Consider the following 21,327-nt stretch of genomic DNA (forward strand, 5'->3'; position numbering starts at 1 on the left):
TCGCGCAGTCGGAATCAGAGCAGGTCAAGCCGGGCCAGGGCGAGATAGAGCTCGCGGCTGATCCAGGCGTCGGTGGCGGCGTAGGTGATCTGCTGGGGGGTCAGGTGTTCCTTGGCCCAGTTGGAGCACTGGGCGGACTTGGAAATCCTGAATCCCAGGAGGTTGGCGGCCATGTTGCGCAGGCCGTGGGTCTGCATCCTGGCCGCAGCGGTGATATCGGAGAGGTCGATAAACTGTTGCGGGGTGAATCCGGCCATTTTTTGCAGGCCAAGGATGTCGTCGCGCACGGCCACGCCGGTCTTGATCACTTCCTTGTCCGCCAGCAGGTCGCACAGCCCGTTGCACAGGGGCAGCAGGTTGATCTGGAAGACGTACACGCAGGATGCTGTGGCCAGCTGGATCAGCGACGGCGGGCCGGGCCGCTTGCCCTTCTTGAACACGGGCCGGGTCTCGGTGTCGAAGCCGAGCAGGGTTTCCCCTTCCATTTCCCTGAGCGCCTGGGTGCGCTGCTTTTCCGTGCGCACGACAGCCACAGGCCCCTCGTAGTGGCACAGGGGCATGGCATTGATTTCTTCTTTGGTGAAGAGTCGGAGGTATTGTTCGGGTATGGTGGGAGCCTTGGTCATTGATGTTAAGTTTCGTTGTGGAGCATGGCCCCGTGGAAGACGACGGATGGTGAAATAATTCATCCCGTTCGTCAAGCGTGGTGTGCAATTAATCTCATTGGCCCCTGGTCTGGTGCCTGTATTCCGGACAGGGCAGGGGTTAGTAGGTGTACTTGTTCCGTCCCGGGCAGGGGGAGCGGCTGTAACGCCACCAGTAGTTGCCGTCGCAGGCGTCCTGGGGGTTGCTGGCATTGACGCCGATGAAAGTGATGTTGTTGTCGAACTGATCGAAGGCGGCCTGCTCCAGGGTTGTGGCTGTGTCGGCCAGCGAGCCCTGGCCCTGCTTGAGGGCCTCAAGCTGGTGGATGACGGCGTTTGCCAGAATGGGCTGGGCCGGGCTGGTCTTGAGAAAAAGGGTCAGGTGGTCGATGGTCCCGGCCTCATCGCCGAGCCGGGCGCAGGCCAGGGCGGTGAAGAACGGGGCCTCCCAGACGCGGTCGTCCTTTGTCATGACCATTTCCATGGGTGCGGCCACTTCCTGATGGCGGCCCGCGTAATAGAGCGACATGCCCGCCATGGTCAGGTTGGAGGGAAACATGGTGGTGCGGCTAGGCGGCTCTTCAGCCAGTCCCGCACCAAAGGAATCGGCTGCCTTGACGAAATAGTCCATGGCCGGTTCGGTCCGTTTGAACATGAAGGCAGACCAGGCCCGCTCGAAATTCTTCTGGCCCGTGCGCGCCGAGGTCCAGGCGTGGGACGCGGCAGGGGTCAGCATGGCCGCAGCCACGGTGGCGAGCAGGACGGTGAACAGGAGGGGCATCAGTGTCTTTTTCATGACAACCTCGCAGGTCTATTGCATGTAGGTTCGGGCTATGCGGAAAATGTCGTCATACGGCAGCTTGTCGCGGATTGCCAGCGCCATTTCCAGGGCCATGTCCATCTTGCGTCCGGTCTCGGTCACGGTCCTGTCCCGGATGCCTTCGAGGTGATAGGCCAGGAAATCGGCCTCGAAATTGTCGATGGCCAGGGAGACCCCCTCGGAGAAGAAATGCGAACCCATGTAGGGCAGGAACCGCTCCAGGCTCTGTTTGCCTTCGCGCCGGGCAAACATGACGAAGAAGAGGAGCTTGACCAGCAGTCTGTCCGCCTTGAGTTTGTGGTCAACGGAGAGCAGGACGGAGAAGTCCGACCCCTTGGGTTTGATGGCGTCGAACATGGCCGTGGCCATGTCAAAGGCCTTTGCCTCGGGCATGACGGGCATGGCGAATTTGGAATCCATGCGCACCAGGGTGATGCGCGGGTTTTCGCCCGAGGCGATGGCAAAGACGGCCAGCCGCATCAGGTCGATCTTGCGGGCGCAGTCTTCCAGCAATATCTCGCGCTTGACCCCGGCCAGCCTGCGGACCAGGTCCGGACTCAGGGACGAGAACACGGTTTCGAGCAGATGCAGGATGTAGGGCTCGTCGGTGTGGGCGATCTCCTCGTCGAGGATGGTCCGTCCCTTCTTGGCGTCCAGTATCTTCTTGAGGGACAGCCAGTAGGCGGCCAGCCCCTCAAGAGGCATCTCAAGAATGTCCAGTTCCTGCGGTTTTTTCATGTCCCTCCCGCCGGGGTTGACGTGCTTGTCAAAAAGGCACACCCTGTGCCGCAGACGGCAGTGTACCAGAATCTCTTGAGAAAACATAGTCGGCTTGTCACGCCGGGAGCGCCCTGAATGCTCAGCTACCCATACTTTGATCCGGTCATGATTTCCATAGGCCCGCTGGCGTTGCGCTGGTACGGCATGATGTACGTCTTTGGCGTGGTTTCGGGCTGGCTTCTGGGCCGCTGGCGGGCGTCCAGGCCGTGGAACCGCTGGACCCCGCCCATGGTGGACGACTTCATCACCTGGGCCATCCTGGGCGTGGTGGTGGGCGGTCGCCTGGGGTATGTGCTTTTCTACAATGCCGGGTATTACCTCTCCAATCCGCTCAAGGCGTTGGCCGTGTGGGAGGGGGGCATGTCGTTCCACGGGGGCGTGGTCGGCGTGGTGGCGGTCTGCTGGCTGTTCGCCAGGGCCAGGGGTCTGGGGTTCAGGGAGGTGGGTGATTTCATCGCGCCGCTGGTGCCGCCCGGCCTTTTCTTTGGCCGCATAGGCAACTTCATCAACGCCGAGCTGTGGGGGCGGCCCACGGACCTGCCCTGGGGCATGCCGTTCCCCGGCGCGGGAGGCGAGCCGCGCCATCCGTCCCAGCTCTACGAGGCCGGGCTTGAGGGCGTGCTGCTCTTCGTCATCCTGTGGTGGTATTCGGCAAAGCCGCGCCCGGCTGGCTGCGTGGGCGGCCTGTTCCTGCTTGGCTACGGCGCGTTCCGCTTCCTGGTGGAGTTCGCCCGCGAGCCGGACGCGCACCTGGGGTTCGTGGCCCTGCAGTGGCTGTCCATGGGCCAGATTCTGTGCCTGCCCATGATCGCGCTGGGAGGCGGTCTGATGTGGTGGGGATACGCGCGGGGGCGGTGATCGTGCGCCGCCCCGGCGGCTCAATGGTTCAGCTTCTCCGACACTGCATCAGGGCTGACCGGCCTGCGCCAGAGCAGGGTTTCCACCTCGACCACAAAGAGCTTGTCCCAGCGCTTGCCGGTCACGAAGAGCCTGCCGGTCTGGGGATCGTAGGCGATGCCGTTGGCCACGCCCGATTCTGGCGCGATCCGCTCCCGAAGCGGGGCCAGATCCACCCAGGCGGCCACCAGCCCGCTCTCCGGGTCGATGACCGCGATCTTGTCCGATTTCCAGACATTCGCCAGGATCATGCCGCCCACATATTCCAGCTCGTTGAGCAGGCGCACCGGGATGTCTCCGTCGCGCACCGCCAGGGTGCCGGTCCGGGCGAAATCCGATGCCTGGTGAAAGCGCAGCACGTCCGTGCCCGAGCCGAGGATGAAGCGGTCGCCGTCAAAGGTCAGCCCCCATCCCTCTGTGGTTTCCCCGTCGGCGCGGTAGGCGAAGGTGGTCAGCAGTTCCAGGCTCTGCGGATCGAAGATGAAGCCCGTGCCTGAAAGCCAGGTGAGCATGAAGAGCTTGTGGTCGTGGAGGGTGACGCCCTCGGCAAAGTAGCGCCCCTCGATGGGTTGGGTGCGCAGGCGTTGGCCCGTCTCCGGCTCGGACACGGTCAGGTAGGACTGGCCAAACCCGCCGGAGGATTCGTAGAGCAGGCCGTCGCTGAAGAACAGCCCCTGGGTGGATGTTCCGGGATCATGGGGATACTCGGCCACCACCCGGCAGGGGACGGTGGCGGCGTCGGCCCCGGCCCGAATGGCAGGGGCGAGGAGCGCGGCGACACCGAGGATCACGGCGATTGCGAACCTGAACAGATGCATGGCGAGGATTCTCCCGGAGATGACAGGACGGGGAGAACCATCCGGGGACGATTCTCCCCGCCAATGGGGGAAGGTCGCAGGAAACCGGGTTGGGGTCAAGGGAGGGTGACCCCGGTTTCCGACCTACGTGTTTTCCTTGACGGCGTGCAGGCCGCCAAGGGAAAATTTCACCACATGCTCCACAAAGGTGTCCATGTTGCCCTGCACCGCTGGCCGCTGGGGCGAGAGGCGGTCGAGGATGGGCTGGGTCAGCAGGTGGTCGAGCATCAGCGCCCAGATGTTCGAGCTGGCATAGGCCAGGATCTGCTCCGGCGTGTTTGGCCCGAGGATCGCGGTGACGATGTCGCGCAGCTCGTCGGCGCGAGGCTGCACCTGCCGCCTGACGATGAAGTCGAGATTGGCGCTCGGCTTGGCCATCTCGCGCAGGAAGATGGCCCAGCGCTGGGCGATCATGCCGTTGCCGCGCTCGTATATCTCTCCGGCCAGGGTGCGCAGGAAGGCGTGGAGCCGCTGTCCTGCCGGTTCCGACCTGTCGGTGACGAAGTTGTATTCGTCCTTGGGGAACACTTCCTTGAGCACGGCCACATACAGGCCGTCCTTGCTGCCAAAATGGTAGTTGATGGCCGCGACATTGGCCCTGGCCCGCCCGCAGATGTCGCGCACCGTGGCGGCGTCGAACCCCTTGTCCGCAAAAACCTCGATGGCGGCGGCCAGAAGGGTGTCTTTTGTGTTGACGTCCGGTTTTGCGTTCATGATGATAGGGAGCGGCGGTCCTTGGGCTGTTGGATTAAAACGCTTGTTTGAACTTATACCCTCAGACGCGGGACGGAAGTCAAGCGTTTTTCCGTCCGGGCCGACTCCAGGCCGACTGCGGGGCGGAGCAAGGAGCGATAGCGTGGAAGTCATCCTGGCCGAAACAGCCGGATTCTGCATGGGGGTCGATCTCGCGCTGAGACGGCTCGACAAGCTGGTGGCCGCAGCAGACGGGCGGCCCATCCACATCCTCGGCCCGATCATTCACAATCCCCAGGTGCTCGCCAGGTACGCCGAGCAGGGCGTGATCATCGCCGAAACCCCGGACCAGGTGCCGGACGGTGCCTACGCGGTCATCCGCGCCCACGGCATCACCCGCGAGGTCGAGCGGGCCCTGCGCGCGCGCAGCGTGATCATCAAGGACGCCACCTGCCCCAGGGTGAAGAAGGCACAACTGCTCATCGCCCGGCATACCGCGGGCGGCGAGGTGCTGCTGCTCTATGGCGAGCGGGACCACCCGGAAGTTCGGGGGCTGGTCAGCTATGCGGGCAACGGCCACCATATTTTCGGTTCGGAGGAGGAGCTTGCGGGCATCCCCCTGAGCCCTGGCACCCCGTATGTCCTGGCCGCCCAGACGACACAGGACCGGGCCGTGTTCGAGGCCATGGCCAAACGGCTTGAGGGAGACCCGGCTCTCGATATTCTTGTGCTGCACACCATCTGTGACGCCACCCGGCTGCGCCAGAGCGAGACGAGCCGGCTGGCGGATCAGGTGGAGTTCATGGTCGTGGTGGGCGGGCTGAACAGCGGCAACACCCGGCGGCTGGCCCAGGTGGCCACCGAGCGGGGAACCCCGTGCGTCCATGTTGAGACTGCGGACGAACTCGACCTTGGCGAGCTGCGCCGTCATGCCCGTGTCGGCGTGACCGCGGGCGCGTCCACCCCGCGCGTCCTTATCGACGAGGTGCTCCGGACCCTCGAAAGGCTGTAGGCCGGGAATGGGCAAAAGGATGGGGCCAGGCGGTTCCGGCGGAGCGCCGGAAGCTGACCCTGGCCCCAGACAGAATGTCCGCCGTGCCTGCGTCGCCGCGTGATCCGGCGCTGTCGGGCATGTGGAGGGCTTCCGGTTGCGTTGCGGGCGGCGACGGCTTGCCCTATCGGCGTGGCTGGCGACGGACGACACCCGGTCGAGTGGTGATTTCGGGCTGTCGGATGTACCGTTTGTCTTAAGGATACCTGGGGCGTTTCTTTTTGGTATTATTATTTCTGGGTGTCGTGCGGGCCGGGGATTGATCCGGGCCGGGGATCACGCCGGTTCTGGCATAGTGCCGGACCAAGGGCAAATGGCACGGGATTGCCTGGGGTGCGCGGAGTGATTATTCAGGAGAGGACATCAACCAGAAAAGCCATGGAGGATGCATGGACATCAGCAAGGCCATTGCAGAGCTGAAACGCGAACCGGGGTTTGCCGACAATGTCGGGATGATCCTTGTGCACAACGGTGTGGTGCGCTCGTGGTCGCGCGAGGACCATTCCGAGGTCGTGGCCATTGAGATCACGCCCGATTTCGAGAAGATGGAGCAGATCCGCAGGGAGATCGAGGCCCGCGAGGGCATCTTCCGGGCCGTGGCCCACGCCAACGGCGGGATGATGCAGCCGGGGGACGACGTGCTTTTTCTCATCGTGGCCGGCGACATCCGCGAGAACGTCAAGGCCGCACTGGCTGACTTGCTCGACAGGGTCAAGGCCGAGGCCGTGACCAAACGCGAGATATTTGCCTCCGGGAACAGGAATGCATAAGCTCCTCGAAGACAATCATGGCCGCAAGGCCAGCTACATGCGCATCAGCGTTACCGACCGCTGCAACCTGCGCTGTACCTATTGCGCTGGCGAGGGGCAGGAGTTCGTCCCCCATTCCGACATCCTGCGCTACGAGGAGATTCTGGAGCTCATGGACATGGCCACCCGGTTGGGAATGGTCAAGTTCCGCTTCACCGGGGGTGAGCCCTTTGTGCGCAAGGGGTTCGCAGACTTCCTGATTGCGGCCGCAGCCCGTTTCCCCGGTGTGGACATGTGCGTGACCACCAACGCCACCCTGATAGGTGAGCACGTGGATAGGCTGGCTTCGTCAGGTGTCCGCCGCGTGAACATTTCCCTTGATACGCTTGATCCCGAAAAGTTCCATCGCGTCACGGGCTTTGACAAGTATGATGTGGTTCGCGCCAATATCGACCGCTGCCTGGATGCGGGCATGGTGGTCAAGGTCAACGCCGTGGCCATGAAGGGGATCAACGACGGCGAGTTGCCTGGGTTCATCGAGTTCGCCAGGAGTCGGCCACTGGATATGCGTTTTATCGAGTTCATGCCCGTGGGGCTTGAGACCGGCTGGAGTGACCACAGTGTCTGGAAGGCCGAGGACATCCTCGCACAGGCATCGGCCTTGGCCGAGTTGGTTCCCTCGGGCGGCGAGGGGAATGTGCCCGGCGGCCCGGCCCGAACGTTCGACATTGTCGGAGGCCAGGGACGCATCGGGGTCATTTCGCCATACACCAACCATTTCTGCAACACATGCAATCGGTTGCGGGTGACTTCGGACGGCAATCTGCGCACCTGCCTTTTTTCCGACAAGGTCTACCGTCTGCGCAAGGTCCTGCGCCACCCCCGCCTTGGCATCCCCGCCGTGGAGCGCATCATCCTGTGCGCCAGCCGCCACAAGCCCATGGGCTACAAGCTCCTTGAGCGCATGGTCGGTCAGGGGGTCTGCAAGACCCGGATGGCGTCCATCGGCGGCTGATCCCCTGCGCGGCCTTTTTTGCCACAAAATCGATATAATATACTTCCAAAGAGTGTCGATCCGCATTACGCTTGCCCTTGGGCGGGTGTGATTTCGCAGGTGCGTGCTCTTATCCATTGAATTCGCGGGACTCTATCGACGTGACGCAGCTCTTGAGAAAACTCGGAATCAAATATCGCCTGATGGGGTATTTTTCCCTGTTCTTTGCCCTGTCCATGGCCGTGTTCGGCGGCGCTGTCTACTCCGTCATGCACGAGACGGTGATGACGAACATTGAGCGCCAGCTGGACGCGTCCACAGAGGCGCTGCGCGCCATGGTCCAGTCGGCCACCGACGCGTCCGTGCGCAACCGGCTGCGCGCCATTGCCGAGAAAAACCGCGACATCCTGGTTGGGCTGGAGGCCGAGGTCCAGGCCGGGCGCATGACCGGGCAGGCGGCCAGGACGCTGGCGCGTACCATCCTGCTCAGTCAGAGCATTGGCCAGACCGGATATGTCTATTGCATCACCAGCAAGGGGGTGGTGGCTGTTCACCCCAACGAGCAGCTCCTTGGACAGGATCTGAGCGGGCAGTGGATAGGCAGGGAACAGGCGAAGCGGCTGACGGGCTACATGGAGTACGAGTGGGCCAACCCCGGCGAGATGCGGACGCGGCCCAAGGCCCTGTATATGGTCTATTTCGAGCCGTGGGACTGGATCATCTCCGCCTCGGCCTACCGGCAGGAGTTCACCTCCCTCATCAATGTCGAGGATTTCCGGGCCGGGGTCGCATCCTTCAGGGTCGGGGATTCCGGATACGCCTTTATCCTCGATGGAGAGGGGAACATGGTCTTCCACCCCTGGCTCAAGGGGAACATGACCGACGCCATTGACGCTGCAGGAACGGAGCTCTTTCAGCACATCAGGCGCATCCGCGACGGCAAGATAGCCTATTCCTGGCTTGATCCGGGCCGCGACACCCCGCGCGACAAGCTCATGCATTTCCGCTCCCTGCCGGAACTCGGCTGGATCGTGGCCTCATCAAGCTACCTCGACGAGGTCTACGCGCCGCTACGCATCCTGGGCACCATCATCGTGGTTGCCGTGCTTCTGACGCTGCTGTTGACGCTCCCACTCTGCTACGCGCTTGGTCTTTCCATCTCGCGACCGCTGACTGTGCTCATGACCCGGATGCGGGACGCGGACCGGGGCGACCTGAGCGTGCGCGCCGACGAGAACGCCCGCGGCGAGATGGGATCCCTGTCCATGCACTTCAATCGCTACATGGACCGCCTTGTGGATTTCCGCGACGAGCTGCGCGCCGAGATCGATGAGCGCACCAGGGCCGAGCAACGGCTCAGGCTGTATGAGAAAGTCTTTGAAAACGCCCTTGAGGGCATCTCCATCACCGACAAGTCCGGAGTCATGGTGGCCGTCAACCCCGCCTTCACCACCATCACCGGCTTCACGTCCGAGGAGGTGATTGGCAAGAATCCCAGGGTGCTCAAGTCGGACATGCACGGGGAGGAGTTTTACGGCGAGATGTGGACCACCCTCAAGGCCAGGGGATCGTGGCACGGCGAGATATGGAACCGGCGCAAAAACGGTGAATCCTATCCGGAAATCCTGAGCATAAGCTCCATCAGGGACGACGACGGGGAGATTGCCAATTATGTGGCCGTGTTCCACGACATCTCCGACATGAAGCACAAGGAGGAGCAGCTTGCCCACCACCTCTACCACGATGGGTTGACCGGGCTGCCCAACCGTGTGCTGGTGCTCGACCGGCTGAGCATGGCCCTCTCCCACGCCAACCGGACCGGGACCAAGGTGGCGGTCCTCTTTCTCGACCTCGACAATTTCAAGAAGATAAACGACTCCTTTGGTCATGCCCAAGGGGACACGCTGCTCAAGGCCGTGGCCGAGCGGCTTGTCGCCCTCTACCGGGACGAGGACACCGTGGCCCGCCAGGGGGGCGACGAGTTCCTGGTGGTGGTCGTGGATGTTCACGAGGAGCGCGAGGTGGTGGATCTGGCCGAGGGGTTGCAGCGCGTCTTTGAGGAGCCGTTTGTCATCAAGGGGCAGGAGGTGTTCATCACCCCCAGCATCGGCGTGACCCTGTATCCTGACGACGGGCAGGATCCGGCCTCTCTGGTCAAGAACGCGGACATGGCCATGTACCAGTCCAAGGCCAAGGGCAGGAACTCCTACTTTTTGTTCACCCAGCAGATGAGCGAGCGCATCGCCCAGCGGCTTACGCTTGAGAGCGACATGCGCCGTGCCCTCAAGGAGCGGGAGTTCACCGTCTATTTCCAGCCCAAGGTCGATCTCGCGTCGGGCGAGGTGTCGGGTCTGGAGGCTCTGGTGCGGTGGGTCAAGCCGGACGGGATCATTGTCAGCCCGGAGGATTTCATCCCCATGGCCGAGGAGACCGGGCTGATCGTGCCCCTGGGCGAGTTTGTCCTTGATGCCTCGTGCAAGGCCATGCAGGTGCTGCAAGGGGTCGGCTGTTCGGCCTTGACCGTGGCCGTCAACCTCTCGCCCATCCAGTTCGGGCAGGAGGACCTCGTGGAGATGGTGGTCGCCAACCTGGAGCGAAACGGCCTGCCCGCGTCGCGCCTGGAGCTTGAGATCACCGAATCCACCCTGATGACCGACGTGCAGTCCTCGGTGGCCCAGCTCAACCGGCTGGTGGAGCTCGGCATCACCATATCCATCGACGATTTCGGCACTGGGTACTCGTCCCTTTACTATCTCAAGAACTTTCCCATCAGCACCCTCAAGATCGACCGGTCCTTCATCCGCGATATCACGATTGACGACTCCGATGCCAAGATTGTCGAGACCGTGGTGCTCATGGCGCGCACCATGGGCATCGGCGTGGTGGCCGAGGGCGTGGAGACCAAGGAACAGCTCGATCTGCTCGCCACCTTTGGCTGCGCCACGGTCCAAGGCTACTATTACAGCAGACCGCTGCCCCTTGAAAAGATCATCGAATTCCTCTTGGGCAAGAATGGCGTCTGCACCATCCGCCGCTGATCATTCCGCCCATCCATCTGCTTGTTCGTCTGCCCGTCCGTCTGCCCATCCGCCTGCCTGCCCGTCTGCCAGCCGCTCCTTGATGGCGAGAAACTCGTCCTTGTGTTCCATGAGCATGTCCACCAGTGCGGGGTCGAACATGGTTCCGCGATTGCCCGCGATGAAGCGCAGGATGTCGGCCACGGGCCATGCCCGCCTGTGGGGCCGGTCGCAGCCAAGGGAGTCGAAGACATCAGCCAGCATGACGATGCGCCCGGCCAGATTGATTTCCTCGCCCGTGAGTCCGGCGGGGTAGCCCTGGCCGTCCCAGCGTTCATGGTGCTGCAGGGCCACCGTGGCCGCGACCTGCATGACCAGGCTGTCCGTGCCCTTGAGGATGTCGTATCCGATCTCCGGGTGCTTCTTGATCAGTTTCAGCTCGTTCTCGTCGAGCGACCCCGGCTTGAGCAGCACGGTGTCGGGCACGCCGATCTTGCCTATGTCGTGCATGGTCGAGGCCAGCCTGAGGGTCTCGGCCCGGTCCCTGTCCATGCCCGCCTTGGTCGCCAGCAGCCGGGCGTACTCGGCCACCCGGCGCACGTGGTTGGCCGCTTCCGACGTGCGCGTTTCCACCACTTCGCCCAGAGTGATGAGAAGTTCGCGCTGGGTTTCGTGCATCACGGCGTTGTGGTCAATGTTGTCAAAGGCCACGGAGATGTTGGATGAGAAAATCTCGATGAGTTCCCTGTTTTCCTCGCTGATGGGTCTGGTCCCCTGCAGGTAGATGATGCTCTCGGACCCGGTGGCGGTCCGGTAGTAGCCGACAAATGCGTCATTCTGGAAGAAGCTCCGCTTGATATCCGCAGCCCGCTCGATGCACAGGATCGCCTCGCGGTCGCCGGTTTCGGCGATGATCCTGCCGCGCGCCTGTTCGAATTTTCCGGTGGAGGCAATAACCCGGAACTGGTCGCCGCGTCGGGACGCGGCCACGCCCGAAGCCCTGGCCATGAGGGTGTCGTCGCCCTGGCAGACCGTGGAGGCGAGCTGGGTCAGCACCCCGGAGGCGAACTCGCCCAGGGACTGGGACTTGAATATGTCCGGTGAGGCCGTCAGTATCCGGGCCAGCCCCCTGCGGCTGAATTCGAGGGCGCGCATGTCCCGGTAGCTGCGGATGGCCGTGGTGATGGCCGTGTAGAGCTTCTGGGAGGTCAGCTCGGACTTTTCCTTGTAGTCGTTGATGTCGTATTTGAATATCACCTCCTGCTCCGGGGCCTCGCCCGGCTGGCCGGTGCGCAGAATGATGCGCACCAGGGTGTTCTTCAGCTCCTTGCGCGTCCAGGCGGCCAGGTCCAGGCCTGCCTGGGGGTTCTCCATGACCACGTCGAGCAGCATGACCGCCGTGTCCGGATTCTCCTCCAGCAGCCGCCTGCCCTCTGCCGCCGAGTACGCCGAGAGGATGGTCAGGCCCACGCCCTCGAACCGGTATCCCCTGAGGACCATGGATGTGACCCGGTGGACGAAATCGTCGTCGTCCACCACCAGCAGCTTCCAGTTCCTGCCCGGATTAGCGGGGGTTTCCTCATTTTTTTCTGCCGCAAAGCGCAACGCGTCGTGTTCCGTGTCGGTCATGGCTCGTTCTCCGGGTTTTCCATTCTTGGCGCGTGCTCGCGCGGGATGGTTATGGCGTAGGAGGTTCCCTCTCCCGGTCCTGTGGTACAGCGGATGGTGCCGCCCAGCACCTTGTTGACGACGTTGAAGATGATGTGCAGCCCAAGCCCGGTGCCGCCGCTGCCTCGTCTGGTGGTGACAAAGGGCTCGAATATCCTGTCCCTGACCGACTCATGGATGCCTACGCCGTCGTCGCTGAAGGTGAAGATGACCATGTCCCCGTCCAGCCGCCCTCCGATGCGGATGTGGCCGGAGTCGTCCGGGCCATAGGCGTGGGTCAGTGCGTTGATGAGCAGGTTGGTGATGATCTGCACGAACGCGCCCGGATAGCTGAACAGCTCCACATCCGGGCACAGGTTTTCCACAGTGTGTCCGGTGTGCTTGTACCGGGGGCGCAGGCTTGAGAGCACCTCGTCCACATAGGTGTGCAGGTTGAACTGCCGCGGCATCTCGGACGACTGGTCTGCGGCCACCTGCTTGAAGCTGCTGATGAGCCCGGCCGCCCGATTGAGGTTGGCCAGGGTGCTGGCCGAAGATTCCCTGCCGTCGTCGAGGAATTGCTCCAGGTCGGACTTCTTGAGCTCCCCGCGTGAAAACAGGGCGTCGAGTTCGGCGATCCGGTCGACCAGGAACGAGCAGGCCGTGACTCCGGTGCCCAGCGGGGTGTTGATCTCATGGGCCACGCCCGCCACCAGGCTGCCCAGGGCGGCGAGCTTCTCGGAGAGGATCAGCTCTTCCTGCGTCCTGTTCAGCTCGGCCAGGGAGTGTTCCAGGTCATCCTTGGCCTGTTCGAGGTTGCGGGTGCGGCTGGCCACGCGGCGTTCGAGTTCCTCGTTGAGCCGCCGCAGTTCCTCCTCGGTCTGCTTGAGGGCCGTGATGTCGCGTCCTTCGGGGATGAGGAAGACGATGGTCCCCTCGTTGTCGCGGGCGGGCTTGAGGGAGAAGTCCAGGGCCATGGGTTGGCCGTCCGCGCGCAGGCTGGTCACCTCCCTGCAGATAACCTCGCCCTGGGCGGCCCGGCGCACAGCGTCCCTGAGCCACGTCCGGTTTTCCACGGTGTGCTCGAACCAGTGGGCCTCCCAGAAGGGTTTGCCGATGATCTCCTTGGGCCGTTGCCCGAGCTGTTCAAGGGAGCTTTCGTTGAATTCGATCACCGTGCCGTCCGGGGAGAGGATGCCGGTGAACTGGTAGGTTTGGTTGAAGATGGCCCGAAATCGCTCCTCACTCCTTCTCAGCGCCTCGTCGGCCAGCTTGCGCGTGGTGATGTCCACGGACAGGCCGAGCACGGCTGGTTCGCCGGTGTCTGCCGAGAGGTAGGGCAGGCGGGTGGTCTGGAGCCAGTGCATGGAGCCGTCCCGGTGACGGAAGGGCTCTTCGAGGATGACGAGGGGGTAGCCGGAGTCAAAGACCATCCTGTCCTGAGCCAGCCTGCGCCGGGCCTGATCGCCGTCCGGTTGGACATCGATCTCCTGCGCGCCCGTCAACTGGTCCACCGTGCTGCCCAGGGTGTCGGCCATGGCCCGGTTGACGAGCAGGAACCGCCCCTCGCGGTCCTTGGCGTAGACCATGTTGGGCAAGAGGTCTATCACCTGCCGCAGGCTTTCCCTGTTGTGTTCGAGCTGGCGGGTTCTGGCCCGGATGCTCTGGTGCTGGCGGCGGGCGATCAGGGCCAGAATCAGGATGGCCAGGGCCACGGCTGCCCCGGCGGCCATGAGGTAGGGTCTCCCCTGGGTCATCCAGCCGAGCCTGCGCTGGTCGGCGGGGATATGGTAGAAGTCGTCCATGGGCCGGAGCGTTTCGATCAGTCCCGCCTCCTGGCATACCCCGGCCATGCGCAGCCACCGGCCCCGGCTCATGGCGCCGATGTCCACCAGCCTGGGGATCATGAGTTCGCGCATGACCGAGGCCTCGTGGCGCAGGGCATCGCGGCTCCTGGCCGGGTTGTACTGCTCGCGAATGAGTTCGATCAACTCGTCGGGGTGGTCCATGGCGTATTCCCATCCCCTGATGCTGGCCCGGAGGAATCCGTCCGCCAGCTCCGGACTGGTGTCGGACAGCCGTCTGGAGGTGATCAGGCAGTCCCCGTAAAAGTCGATGCCAAAATCCGCCGGGTGCAGGATGCCCACCTCGACCCCGGACTCGGCCAGGGCGTGCGGCTGGGTGGTCAGGTAGGCGGACACGGCGTCGGTCTGGCCCTGGATCAGGTCATTGATGTCCCCTGTGAGCTGCTGGATGATGATGTCCTTCCTGCCGATGCCGTGTCTGGCGAACATGGCCCAGAGGGAGGGGACTTCGGCGGCAGGGAGCATGACCCGCCGCCCCTTGAGGTCCTGCGGGTCGGAAATGCCCGAATCCGCCCGGTAGAGCAGGATGTTGGCCGCGTGCTGGAAAAAGACCCCAAGGACCACGACCGGGTCGCCGTGCTGGTAGTTGAGCAACGCCTCGGCCCCGCTGACGCCAAAATCAGCCCCGCCGCCGAGGACCTCGGCCTCCACCGAGGTGCCGTGCCGGTATTCCCTGAAATCCACGGCCAATCCCTCTTCGCGGTAGAATCCCAGCTCCTGGGCGGCGTAGTATCCGGCAAACTGGAACTGGTGCGCCCACTTGAGCTGGAGGGTGACCGGGCGCAGCGGCTGCGCCGTGGCCGGAATCGCCCACAGGCAGGCCAGCAGCAGGAGCAGGAGGGCTGTGGCGGATTCCGGGGCGCGTTTCATGGTTGGCTCCTACCTGAGGCCCAGGTCGGCCCGGTGCAGGGGCACCCCGGTCCTGGCCGCGCCCGGTCCGCTCCGGTCGGGCAGGGTTATCCGCTGGGCCAGGGACGGCTCGCGCTCGACGATGAAGGTCTTCACGGCTTCGGCTCGGCCCGTGGCCAGCTCGCGCAGGTCCTGATCGGTCACGGTGATGTTCTTCTCGATGAACTGGCGCATCACCTCCGGCGGCTGCCTGTCAGGCACGAAAAAGGTCGTGGGCCTTTCGTTCCCCTCGTCTGGTTCGTCCTTGTAGGCCTGATAGAGCAGTTCGTCGAATTCGTCCGGCTCTATGGTCATGGCCTCGACCGTGGTCCAGGCGCGTTTCGAGGGCGGCAGATCCTTGAATTTCTGCTCCTTGAGTCTGGTCTCGAAGCTGGCCTGCCTGAGGCTGTTCCGGTCCGCCACCGGGTCGGTCACGCCGGTCACCTGGAGCTTGAGCCTGCTGCGCTCCTTGAGGGCTGTGGCGATCTTTTCGAGCTTGAGCAGGGCAGCCGGGCGCAGGACGGCCAAGCCCGGCTCGAAGATGACGAAATCCATGTCCGTGCCTTGGCCGCCGAAGATGGCCCCGATCAGGGAAAATGGCGAGGCCAGGGCCTTGACGAACAGGCTGGCCACGGTCTTGAGCACGATGCCCCTGATCTGGAAGTCCGGGTCGTCCAGGCGGCCCCGGATGGGCAGATCCATCGTCAGGTCGCCGTTGCTGTCCTGCAACAGGGCGAGGCCGAAGCTGACCGGCACGTTGGGCGCGCCGGGCCGGGTATCCCTGGGGCCGAGGACCAGTTGCTTGACGAAAAAGCTGTTGTCCGCGCTGAGTACCGAATCCTTGGTCCTGATGGTGACCTGGGCGTAGAGGCGGCCCTGCTCCACGGGATAGGCCAGGTATTGCAGGGTGTACGGGCTCAAGGAGGCAAGGTCGAGCCCGGTCAGGGTCACGGCCAGATCAGAGCCGATGGGTACGGCCAGGGGGTTGAGCGTGCCGGTGACCGACAGGGGGGTGGGGCCGATGCTCGCCTGCATATCCAGCCCCGGTTGTGCGTCCGGAGCCTGGGAGATGTTTGTGAGCGTGAGCCGGATGTCTGCCATCTCCGTGGAATACGGCGGGGTGACGCTGGCGTCGTGGAAGCGGATCTGCCCGTTTTCCGTAGTCACTCTGCCTATCTCCAGACTCTCGAAAAAAGGCGGCTCATCCTGAACCAGGGGCGTGTCGGCGAGCGGCGGGGTGGCGTTGGCGGCATCAGTGGCGGCGCCGGGTCCGGGCGACCGGTTTCCGGCGGCGCGGTCTGTCGGCTCGGGTGGCGGGACGCGTAGCGTGCGCTGGATGTTGGTCCTCCCGTCCTGCTCGAAGCGCAGGACCGCGCGCGGGTCGTCGAGGCGGACGGTGTCCACCCGCAGCCGGTAGGGTTCGTTTTCCAGGCGGATTTTAGACAGCCGGAGCGCGTCGATGCCCGCCAGCTCGTCACCGGCCAGGGTGTCCATGAGCCGGGCATTGGCCAGCGCGCTGTCACCCTCAAGGACAAAGTGCAGGGTGTCGTTGCCGTCAAAGGTCAGTGTCAGGTCTGCCGAGGCCGCGCCCTGCGCCAGTTCGAGGTCGGCAAACCGGGCGAGATAGGTGTTGACCGGGGCGAGCCCAAGGCCGCGCAGGGCGATCTGGGCCGTGCCAACCAGTGGCTCCAGGGTGGCCGTGGTCTGGACTTCGATGGTTCCGCCTCCGTCCCAGGTGGCGTTGACCGCGCAGGTGAGGGGGTGGTCCCGGCGGGTGGAAACGCCCTGAGCCGCAAGGGTCACGTCGTGGACGCCCAGGGTGGCGGTCGGGGTCGCGGTCCTGTCGGCCAGGGAGACCATGCCGCCGTTCACGCGCACCGTCCCGACCGTGGCGGTCCATTCCGGATCGTCGGGTTTTTCCGCGTTCCCCGTGTCCGTTTCGGCAGCAGCGTCCTCTTCGTTCGTGACGTTCACGGGGCGAGTGGCTGGATCAGGCGTGAGCATGGCGATCAGGTCGATCACGCCCGGCTCGGTCATTTCAAGGCGCAGGATGGGGTCGGTCAGCAGGATGTCGGCCACGCTGACGGCCTGCGCCGTCATGTCCACGGCCACGCCGGACACGGCCAGTTGCCCGGCCAGAACGCTCGGTTCCCCGGCGGCAGGCTTGTGCAGCCGCAGATCCGAGAGGGTCAGGGAGCCGTCTTTCACGGACACGGCCATGGATTTGTTGGTTGTCTGCTCTACGGCCAGTGTTGCGGAGATGCCCGCACTGCCCGATGCCAGGGTCAGGGGCAGGGCTGTGGCGAAATACGGGGAGTACTCGGCGAGGGTGAGGTCTGAGGCCGTGAGCGTGGCCGTGACCAACGCCGGGTCCAGCCTGCATTGGCCGCTGATCTCGATCACGCCACCCCCATTGGCAGACCCAAGGGACGCGGAAAAAGTTCCCGGTGTCCGGCTGCCAGTGCTCAATCCCGTGGCCCTGGCAGTCACGGGATAGGTCCGCTCGAAGCCGCCCGGCACATCCTGGTCGATCCACTCCACACTGCCGGAGGTGACCTCGACCGAGCCCAGGTCCACGCGCAGGGAGGGGGATGCGCTCTGCTCTGCCCCGGCTTGGCCTGCCTCGTCTGGTCCGGCCCCGTCTTGTGTCGAAGTGAAATATCCCGCCCAGTTGAATTCACCGCCGGGTCGGCGGATGAGCTTCACGCGCGGCTGGTCCACGGTCACCTGCCTGAGGTGCAGCAGACTGTCACCAAGGGAGAACCGCTCCATTTGGAAGGCGATCCTGTTGACCGAAAGCACGCCCCCGTCTTGTGGCGAAGTCAGTTCCAGGCCGTTCAGCGCGCCGCCGCCGCTCAGGAAGAGCTTGAGCCGCTGGTCGTCAGACCGCTCGAAGTTGATGGATATCTCGGAGGAGAGCTGCCCTTTGACCAGTGTCAGAGGGATGAGGTCGGACAGGTAGGGCCAGTATTGGTCAAGGTCCACATTGACCGCGCCCAGGCTGAATTCGGTCAGTAGCGTGTCGTCAAAGGGCAGAGTGCGCCCTTTGAGCTTCACCGGGTCGCCGTTGACCACGGCGGAGAATTCGGGCTGGGTGAACTCCTTGCGCAGCCCCTCGAAGCTGGAGGTGAACGGGATGGACAGGTTGATTTCCGAGACAACGTGTCGTTTGGCCTTGGACCGGTCGTCAAAGACGATGGTGGCGTTGCTCATCTCGAATTCGGAGAGGGCAAAGGGGAGGAACTGGCCCGGCGGCTGGTCGGCCTGCTCCCCGTCGGAATCGAGCAGGTCGGAGATGGAGTACCGCCCGTCGCCGAAAAAGACGATATCGACCGTGAGGTCGCGCAGGGCGAGGCTGGAGACGACCGGGGCCATCCGCCAGACGGACGCGACGCCCGGCCTGAGCGAGAGTTCGCCAAAAGACATGAGGGGGACTTCGCCCTCAAGCGCGTCCGCGCGGAAATCGTGCAGCGCAAGGCGCAGGGTTAGCGGGTTGAACGAAACCGAGCCGAGGTGCACGGTCCGCTTGAGGGCGGACTGGCTCTGACTGACAATGATGGACCTGAGGGCCGGGGGAACCAGCAGGAAGCCGACCAGAACATAGGCTGCCAGGGCGATGATCAGCCAGAAGGCGACCCGCCGCAGGCCTGGGGTGGCAATGGGGAATCTGTCGAGAAATGTCAGCATGTGCGTGTCCGGGTCGGGTCATGAGGTTGTCTTGGTTTGATAAGATTAGCTGATTTTTTCCGACTATGCCAGAAGTGAGCGGCATTTTTGGAAAGACTCCGGCTGGCTGTCCGCTGATCTGCCCTCAGCGGCACTGTGAAGGTGCAAACGGTGAAACCCCGGACGCGCTGGAGGCGCGTCCGGGGTTTCGGGTTGTGGAGGAGGAGGTGATCAATTTGATGATATTCTGCGCAGGTCCTCGGCCAGCTCCGCCATGCGCCGGACTTCGGTCCGCGCCGTGTCCATGCCGTCCGCCGTGCTCTCGGCCACGCGGCTGACCTCGCCCACGGAGTTGCTGATCTCGTCGCTGGTGGCCGATTGCTGCTCGGCGGCGGTGGCGATGGCCCGGACCTGATCCGCGCTGCTGTCCACCAGGGCGCGGATGGCTTCCAGGGCCTGACCGGATTCGTTGACCAGTTGCGTGGCCCGCTCCACGGCCTTGTCGGACGCGCTCACGGATTCGGCGTTGTCCCTGGTTCCGTTCTGGATGGCCTGGATGGCCTCGTCCACTTCCTTGGTGGCGGTCATGGTCTTTTCGGCCAGCTTGCGCACCTCGTCGGCGACTACGGCAAATCCGCGCCCGGCGTCACCGGCGCGGGCGGCTTCGATGGCCGCGTTGAGCGCCAGCAGGTTGGTCTGGTCCGCGATGTCGGTGATGACGCCGAGCACTTTGCCGATGCCCTCGGCCAGTTCGCCCAGGTTTTCCATGTTGCCGCGCAGCTCCAGCGAGCGGGCGCGCACTTCGCTCATGGCCTCCACGGCCCGTTCGACCACGGTGGCCCCGTCATCCGCCCGGCTGCGGGTTTCATCCGCCCGGCTGGCCGCATTGGCCGCGTTGGAGGCCACCTCAATGACCGTGGCGTTCATCTCCTCCATGGCCGTGGCCGTTTCCATGGCGCGCGCTTTCTGCTGCTGCGCGCCGGATGCGGCCTCGGAAACCTGATCGAGCAGGGTGGCCGACGACTCGGCAATGGCCGCGGCCACGACCATGATCCGGTCGTTGACCTCGCTGATGCGCTCCAGGTTGGTCTGGATGCCGCGCTCCTTTTCCACCAGTTCGGTGACGTTGCGCGCCACCTCCATGCGGCCAATGATCCGGCCCGAAGCGTCGCGCAGGACATCTGAGGTGGGCTTGATGGATATTTCCCTGCCGTCCTTGGCGATCTGGATGACATCGCCCTCGTAGTGGCCGTCGCGTTCCTTGCATTTCTGGATGGGACAGTCTCTCGTGCCGCAGAGGGCGGTGTTGAAGATGTCCCGGCAGGACGTGCCCTTGATGTCCTTGAGATCCTTGCCGCCGAAGCGGGCGGTGGCCTCGTTGGCCACGAGGATTTTCATGTTGTCGTCCACGGTGAAGATGGGGTCTGGCACGGCGTTGACGATGTACATGTAGGTCTTGACCTCGGTCAGGATGTCGCTGAGCTTGACCATGAGCACGTTGAACCAGCTGGCAAGACCGCCCATCTCGTCGTTGGCCGAGTCGTCGAGCCGCTCGTTCAGGTCGGCCCTGTCCTCGGCGATGTCGCGTATCTTGCCGATGATGACCTGTATCGGCCTGACCACGCTGCGGCTGATGAACAGCCAGGTGACCAGCGCGGGCAGGATCAGGATGGCCAGAAGCACGCCGCCGATGGTCATGCCTGACTCGCGGATGATGGCATCGGTGGCGTCGGTGTCCATGGCATAGACGATCAGGCCGATCTGGCTGCCCTTGTAGTCCCTGACCGGGAAGGCGGCCAGAGCCAGGCCGTTGGCAGAGCGCATGGATATCTCGCGGCTGCCCTCGTCGAGGAGGTCGATGGGAATCGCGTCGGCTACGCGGGCGTCCCCGGAGTTGGAGACCAGGACGAACCTGCCGTCTGCCACCGGGTATTTTGCCGGGTCATTGAGGTTGCGGGCGATGGAGAGGCGGTCTGCGTTCATATAGAGCAGCAGTTCACGGCCCTCACCCTCGGATGCGGCCTTGAGGATGGGGTCGAAGTCGAGCAGGACCTCGACGGATCCGAGCTGGGTGCCGGACTCGTCGCGCACCGGAGCCAGCCCCCGGATGGCGAAGCCACCCCGGCCAAGTTCGATTCCCTCCACGGTCTGGCCCGTCTTGTTGACATCAAGCACGGTCTGGCGGAATGAGGCCAGGTCGTCCGAGATATCCACCCAGACGCCGTTTTTTTGCGTCTGCTGCTTGCGCCAGGCCCGCAAAAGGCTGCGGGCGTTGGGCAGGTGGAAGTGCAGTTGGAGCAGCTTTCCGTCCGAGGCAGCCGAATACCCGGCGTTCACCGGGACCATCGCCGCGCGCAACTGCACCCTCGCCTCCTGGGCAGCCGGGTCGTTCTCGTCGTTGATGTTGCCGGAGAGGGCCACGCGGAATGCCTGGACCACTTCAGGTGTTCTGGAGAAGAGAGCGGCCATCTCCCTCGCCCGGCTGGAGGTGGTGGCGATGGAGTGGGCCAGTTCGGCCTCCTTCTCCATGACCATGCTCCTGACAAAATTGTGCTGCAACAGGCCCAGGTCGGTCCTGAGCAGATAGAGCCCCGTGCCCCCAAGCGTCAGAACCGTCGCCAGGACAGGGAGCAGGACTTTCAATCGAATGCTCATTTTCATTGTGCGAAACCTTCCCTCTGAAAATCATGTCCGCCGCACGGCGCAGGCGGCGTATTTGCCGGGCACCACTCTGACCAGCAGTCTGAAAGGTTAACACA

General features: G+C 63.9%; 14 protein-coding genes. 5 read left to right on the forward strand and 9 right to left on the reverse strand.

The features are described from left to right. Positions 1-14: 14 nt before the first annotated feature. The 3 genes from DAES_RS04570 to DAES_RS04580 all read right to left on the reverse strand — a co-directional run bounded on the left by DAES_RS04570 (position 15) and on the right by DAES_RS04580 (position 2,202). Entirely contained in the window at positions 15-626 is a 612-nt protein-coding gene (locus tag DAES_RS04570) for a 3'-5' exonuclease (RefSeq protein WP_013513862.1), read from the reverse strand. Positions 627-765: 139 nt separating this feature from the next. Then, entirely contained in the window at positions 766-1,440 is a 675-nt protein-coding gene (locus DAES_RS04575) for a hypothetical protein (protein WP_013513863.1), read from the reverse strand. 15 nt (positions 1,441-1,455) lie between these two features. Next, positions 1,456-2,202: a hypothetical protein gene (locus tag DAES_RS04580; RefSeq protein ID WP_013513864.1), complete on the reverse strand. Its 747-nt coding sequence runs from the start codon at positions 2,200-2,202 to the stop codon at positions 1,456-1,458. A gap of 117 nt (positions 2,203-2,319) precedes the next feature. On the opposite strand from DAES_RS04580, the gene lgt reads away from it, so the two are divergent. After that, on the forward strand, positions 2,320-3,102 hold the full coding sequence (gene lgt / locus DAES_RS04585; protein ID WP_013513865.1) for a prolipoprotein diacylglyceryl transferase: 783 nt from the start codon (positions 2,320-2,322) through the stop codon (positions 3,100-3,102). A gap of 20 nt (positions 3,103-3,122) precedes the next feature. Here lgt and DAES_RS04590 read toward each other — a convergent pair whose 3' ends face one another. Further along, positions 3,123-3,959, reverse strand: coding sequence for a glutaminyl-peptide cyclotransferase (locus DAES_RS04590; RefSeq protein WP_013513866.1), 837 nt, complete (start codon positions 3,957-3,959; stop codon positions 3,123-3,125). A gap of 123 nt (positions 3,960-4,082) precedes the next feature. Continuing rightward, on the reverse strand, positions 4,083-4,712 hold the full coding sequence (locus tag DAES_RS04595; RefSeq protein WP_013513867.1) for a TetR/AcrR family transcriptional regulator: 630 nt from the start codon (positions 4,710-4,712) through the stop codon (positions 4,083-4,085). 142 nt (positions 4,713-4,854) lie between these two features. Here DAES_RS04595 and ispH point away from each other — a divergent pair, with 142 nt between their 5' ends. The 4 genes from ispH (at position 4,855) to DAES_RS04615 (ending at position 10,523) form a co-directional block, all read left to right on the forward strand. After that, a complete protein-coding gene (gene ispH / locus DAES_RS04600) occupies positions 4,855-5,703 on the forward strand; it encodes a 4-hydroxy-3-methylbut-2-enyl diphosphate reductase (RefSeq protein ID WP_013513868.1) in 849 nt (282 codons plus the stop codon). Between the two features lie 428 nt (positions 5,704-6,131). Continuing rightward, entirely contained in the window at positions 6,132-6,512 is a 381-nt protein-coding gene (locus tag DAES_RS04605; RefSeq protein WP_013513869.1) for a molybdenum cofactor biosynthesis protein MoaE, read from the forward strand. After that, positions 6,505-7,506 carry a GTP 3',8-cyclase MoaA gene (moaA, locus tag DAES_RS04610; RefSeq protein ID WP_013513870.1) on the forward strand — a complete coding sequence of 334 codons (1,002 nt, stop codon included), beginning with the start codon at positions 6,505-6,507 and terminating at the stop codon, positions 7,504-7,506. Before DAES_RS04605 ends, moaA begins: the two co-directional genes overlap by 8 nt. Positions 7,507-7,658: 152 nt before the next feature. Then, positions 7,659-10,523: a bifunctional diguanylate cyclase/phosphodiesterase gene (locus DAES_RS04615; RefSeq protein WP_236608460.1), complete on the forward strand. Its 2,865-nt coding sequence runs from the start codon at positions 7,659-7,661 to the stop codon at positions 10,521-10,523. Here DAES_RS04615 and DAES_RS04620 read toward each other — a convergent pair whose 3' ends face one another. The 4 genes from DAES_RS04620 to DAES_RS04635 form a co-directional block, all read right to left on the reverse strand. Continuing rightward, positions 10,524-12,131 carry a response regulator gene (locus DAES_RS04620; RefSeq protein ID WP_013513872.1) on the reverse strand — a complete coding sequence of 536 codons (1,608 nt, stop codon included), beginning with the start codon at positions 12,129-12,131 and terminating at the stop codon, positions 10,524-10,526. Beyond that, the gene (locus tag DAES_RS04625; protein WP_013513873.1) at positions 12,128-14,884 is read right to left on the reverse strand and encodes an ABC transporter substrate-binding protein; all 2,757 of its coding nucleotides are present in this window, start codon (positions 14,882-14,884) and stop codon (positions 12,128-12,130) included. Before DAES_RS04625 ends, DAES_RS04620 begins: the two co-directional genes overlap by 4 nt. Before the next feature lie 9 nt (positions 14,885-14,893). Beyond that, positions 14,894-18,589 (reverse strand): DUF748 domain-containing protein, encoded by a 3,696-nt coding sequence (locus tag DAES_RS04630; RefSeq protein ID WP_013513874.1) that lies wholly within the window; start codon positions 18,587-18,589, stop codon positions 14,894-14,896. A gap of 210 nt (positions 18,590-18,799) precedes the next feature. Next, positions 18,800-21,229 carry a methyl-accepting chemotaxis protein gene (locus DAES_RS04635; protein ID WP_013513875.1) on the reverse strand — a complete coding sequence of 810 codons (2,430 nt, stop codon included), beginning with the start codon at positions 21,227-21,229 and terminating at the stop codon, positions 18,800-18,802. Positions 21,230-21,327: the final 98 nt, after the last annotated feature.

Source organism: Pseudodesulfovibrio aespoeensis Aspo-2 (assembly GCF_000176915.2).
Lineage (GTDB): Bacteria > Desulfobacterota > Desulfovibrionia > Desulfovibrionales > Desulfovibrionaceae > Pseudodesulfovibrio > Pseudodesulfovibrio aespoeensis.

Coding starts and splice junctions, on each gene's coding strand:
- DAES_RS04570 (WP_013513862.1), bottom strand. CDS start 626: ATGACCAAGGCTCCCACCATACCCGAACAATACCTCCGACTCTTCACC.
- DAES_RS04575 (WP_013513863.1), bottom strand. CDS start 1,440: ATGAAAAAGACACTGATGCCCCTCCTGTTCACCGTCCTGCTCGCCACC.
- DAES_RS04580 (WP_013513864.1), bottom strand. CDS start 2,202: ATGAAAAAACCGCAGGAACTGGACATTCTTGAGATGCCTCTTGAGGGG.
- lgt (WP_013513865.1), top strand. CDS start 2,320: ATGCTCAGCTACCCATACTTTGATCCGGTCATGATTTCCATAGGCCCG.
- DAES_RS04590 (WP_013513866.1), bottom strand. CDS start 3,959: ATGCATCTGTTCAGGTTCGCAATCGCCGTGATCCTCGGTGTCGCCGCG.
- DAES_RS04595 (WP_013513867.1), bottom strand. CDS start 4,712: ATGAACGCAAAACCGGACGTCAACACAAAAGACACCCTTCTGGCCGCC.
- DAES_RS04605 (WP_013513869.1), top strand. CDS start 6,132: ATGGACATCAGCAAGGCCATTGCAGAGCTGAAACGCGAACCGGGGTTT.
- moaA (WP_013513870.1), top strand. CDS start 6,505: ATGCATAAGCTCCTCGAAGACAATCATGGCCGCAAGGCCAGCTACATG.
- DAES_RS04620 (WP_013513872.1), bottom strand. CDS start 12,131: ATGACCGACACGGAACACGACGCGTTGCGCTTTGCGGCAGAAAAAAAT.
- DAES_RS04625 (WP_013513873.1), bottom strand. CDS start 14,884: ATGAAACGCGCCCCGGAATCCGCCACAGCCCTCCTGCTCCTGCTGCTG.
- DAES_RS04630 (WP_013513874.1), bottom strand. CDS start 18,589: ATGCTGACATTTCTCGACAGATTCCCCATTGCCACCCCAGGCCTGCGG.
- DAES_RS04635 (WP_013513875.1), bottom strand. CDS start 21,229: ATGAAAATGAGCATTCGATTGAAAGTCCTGCTCCCTGTCCTGGCGACG.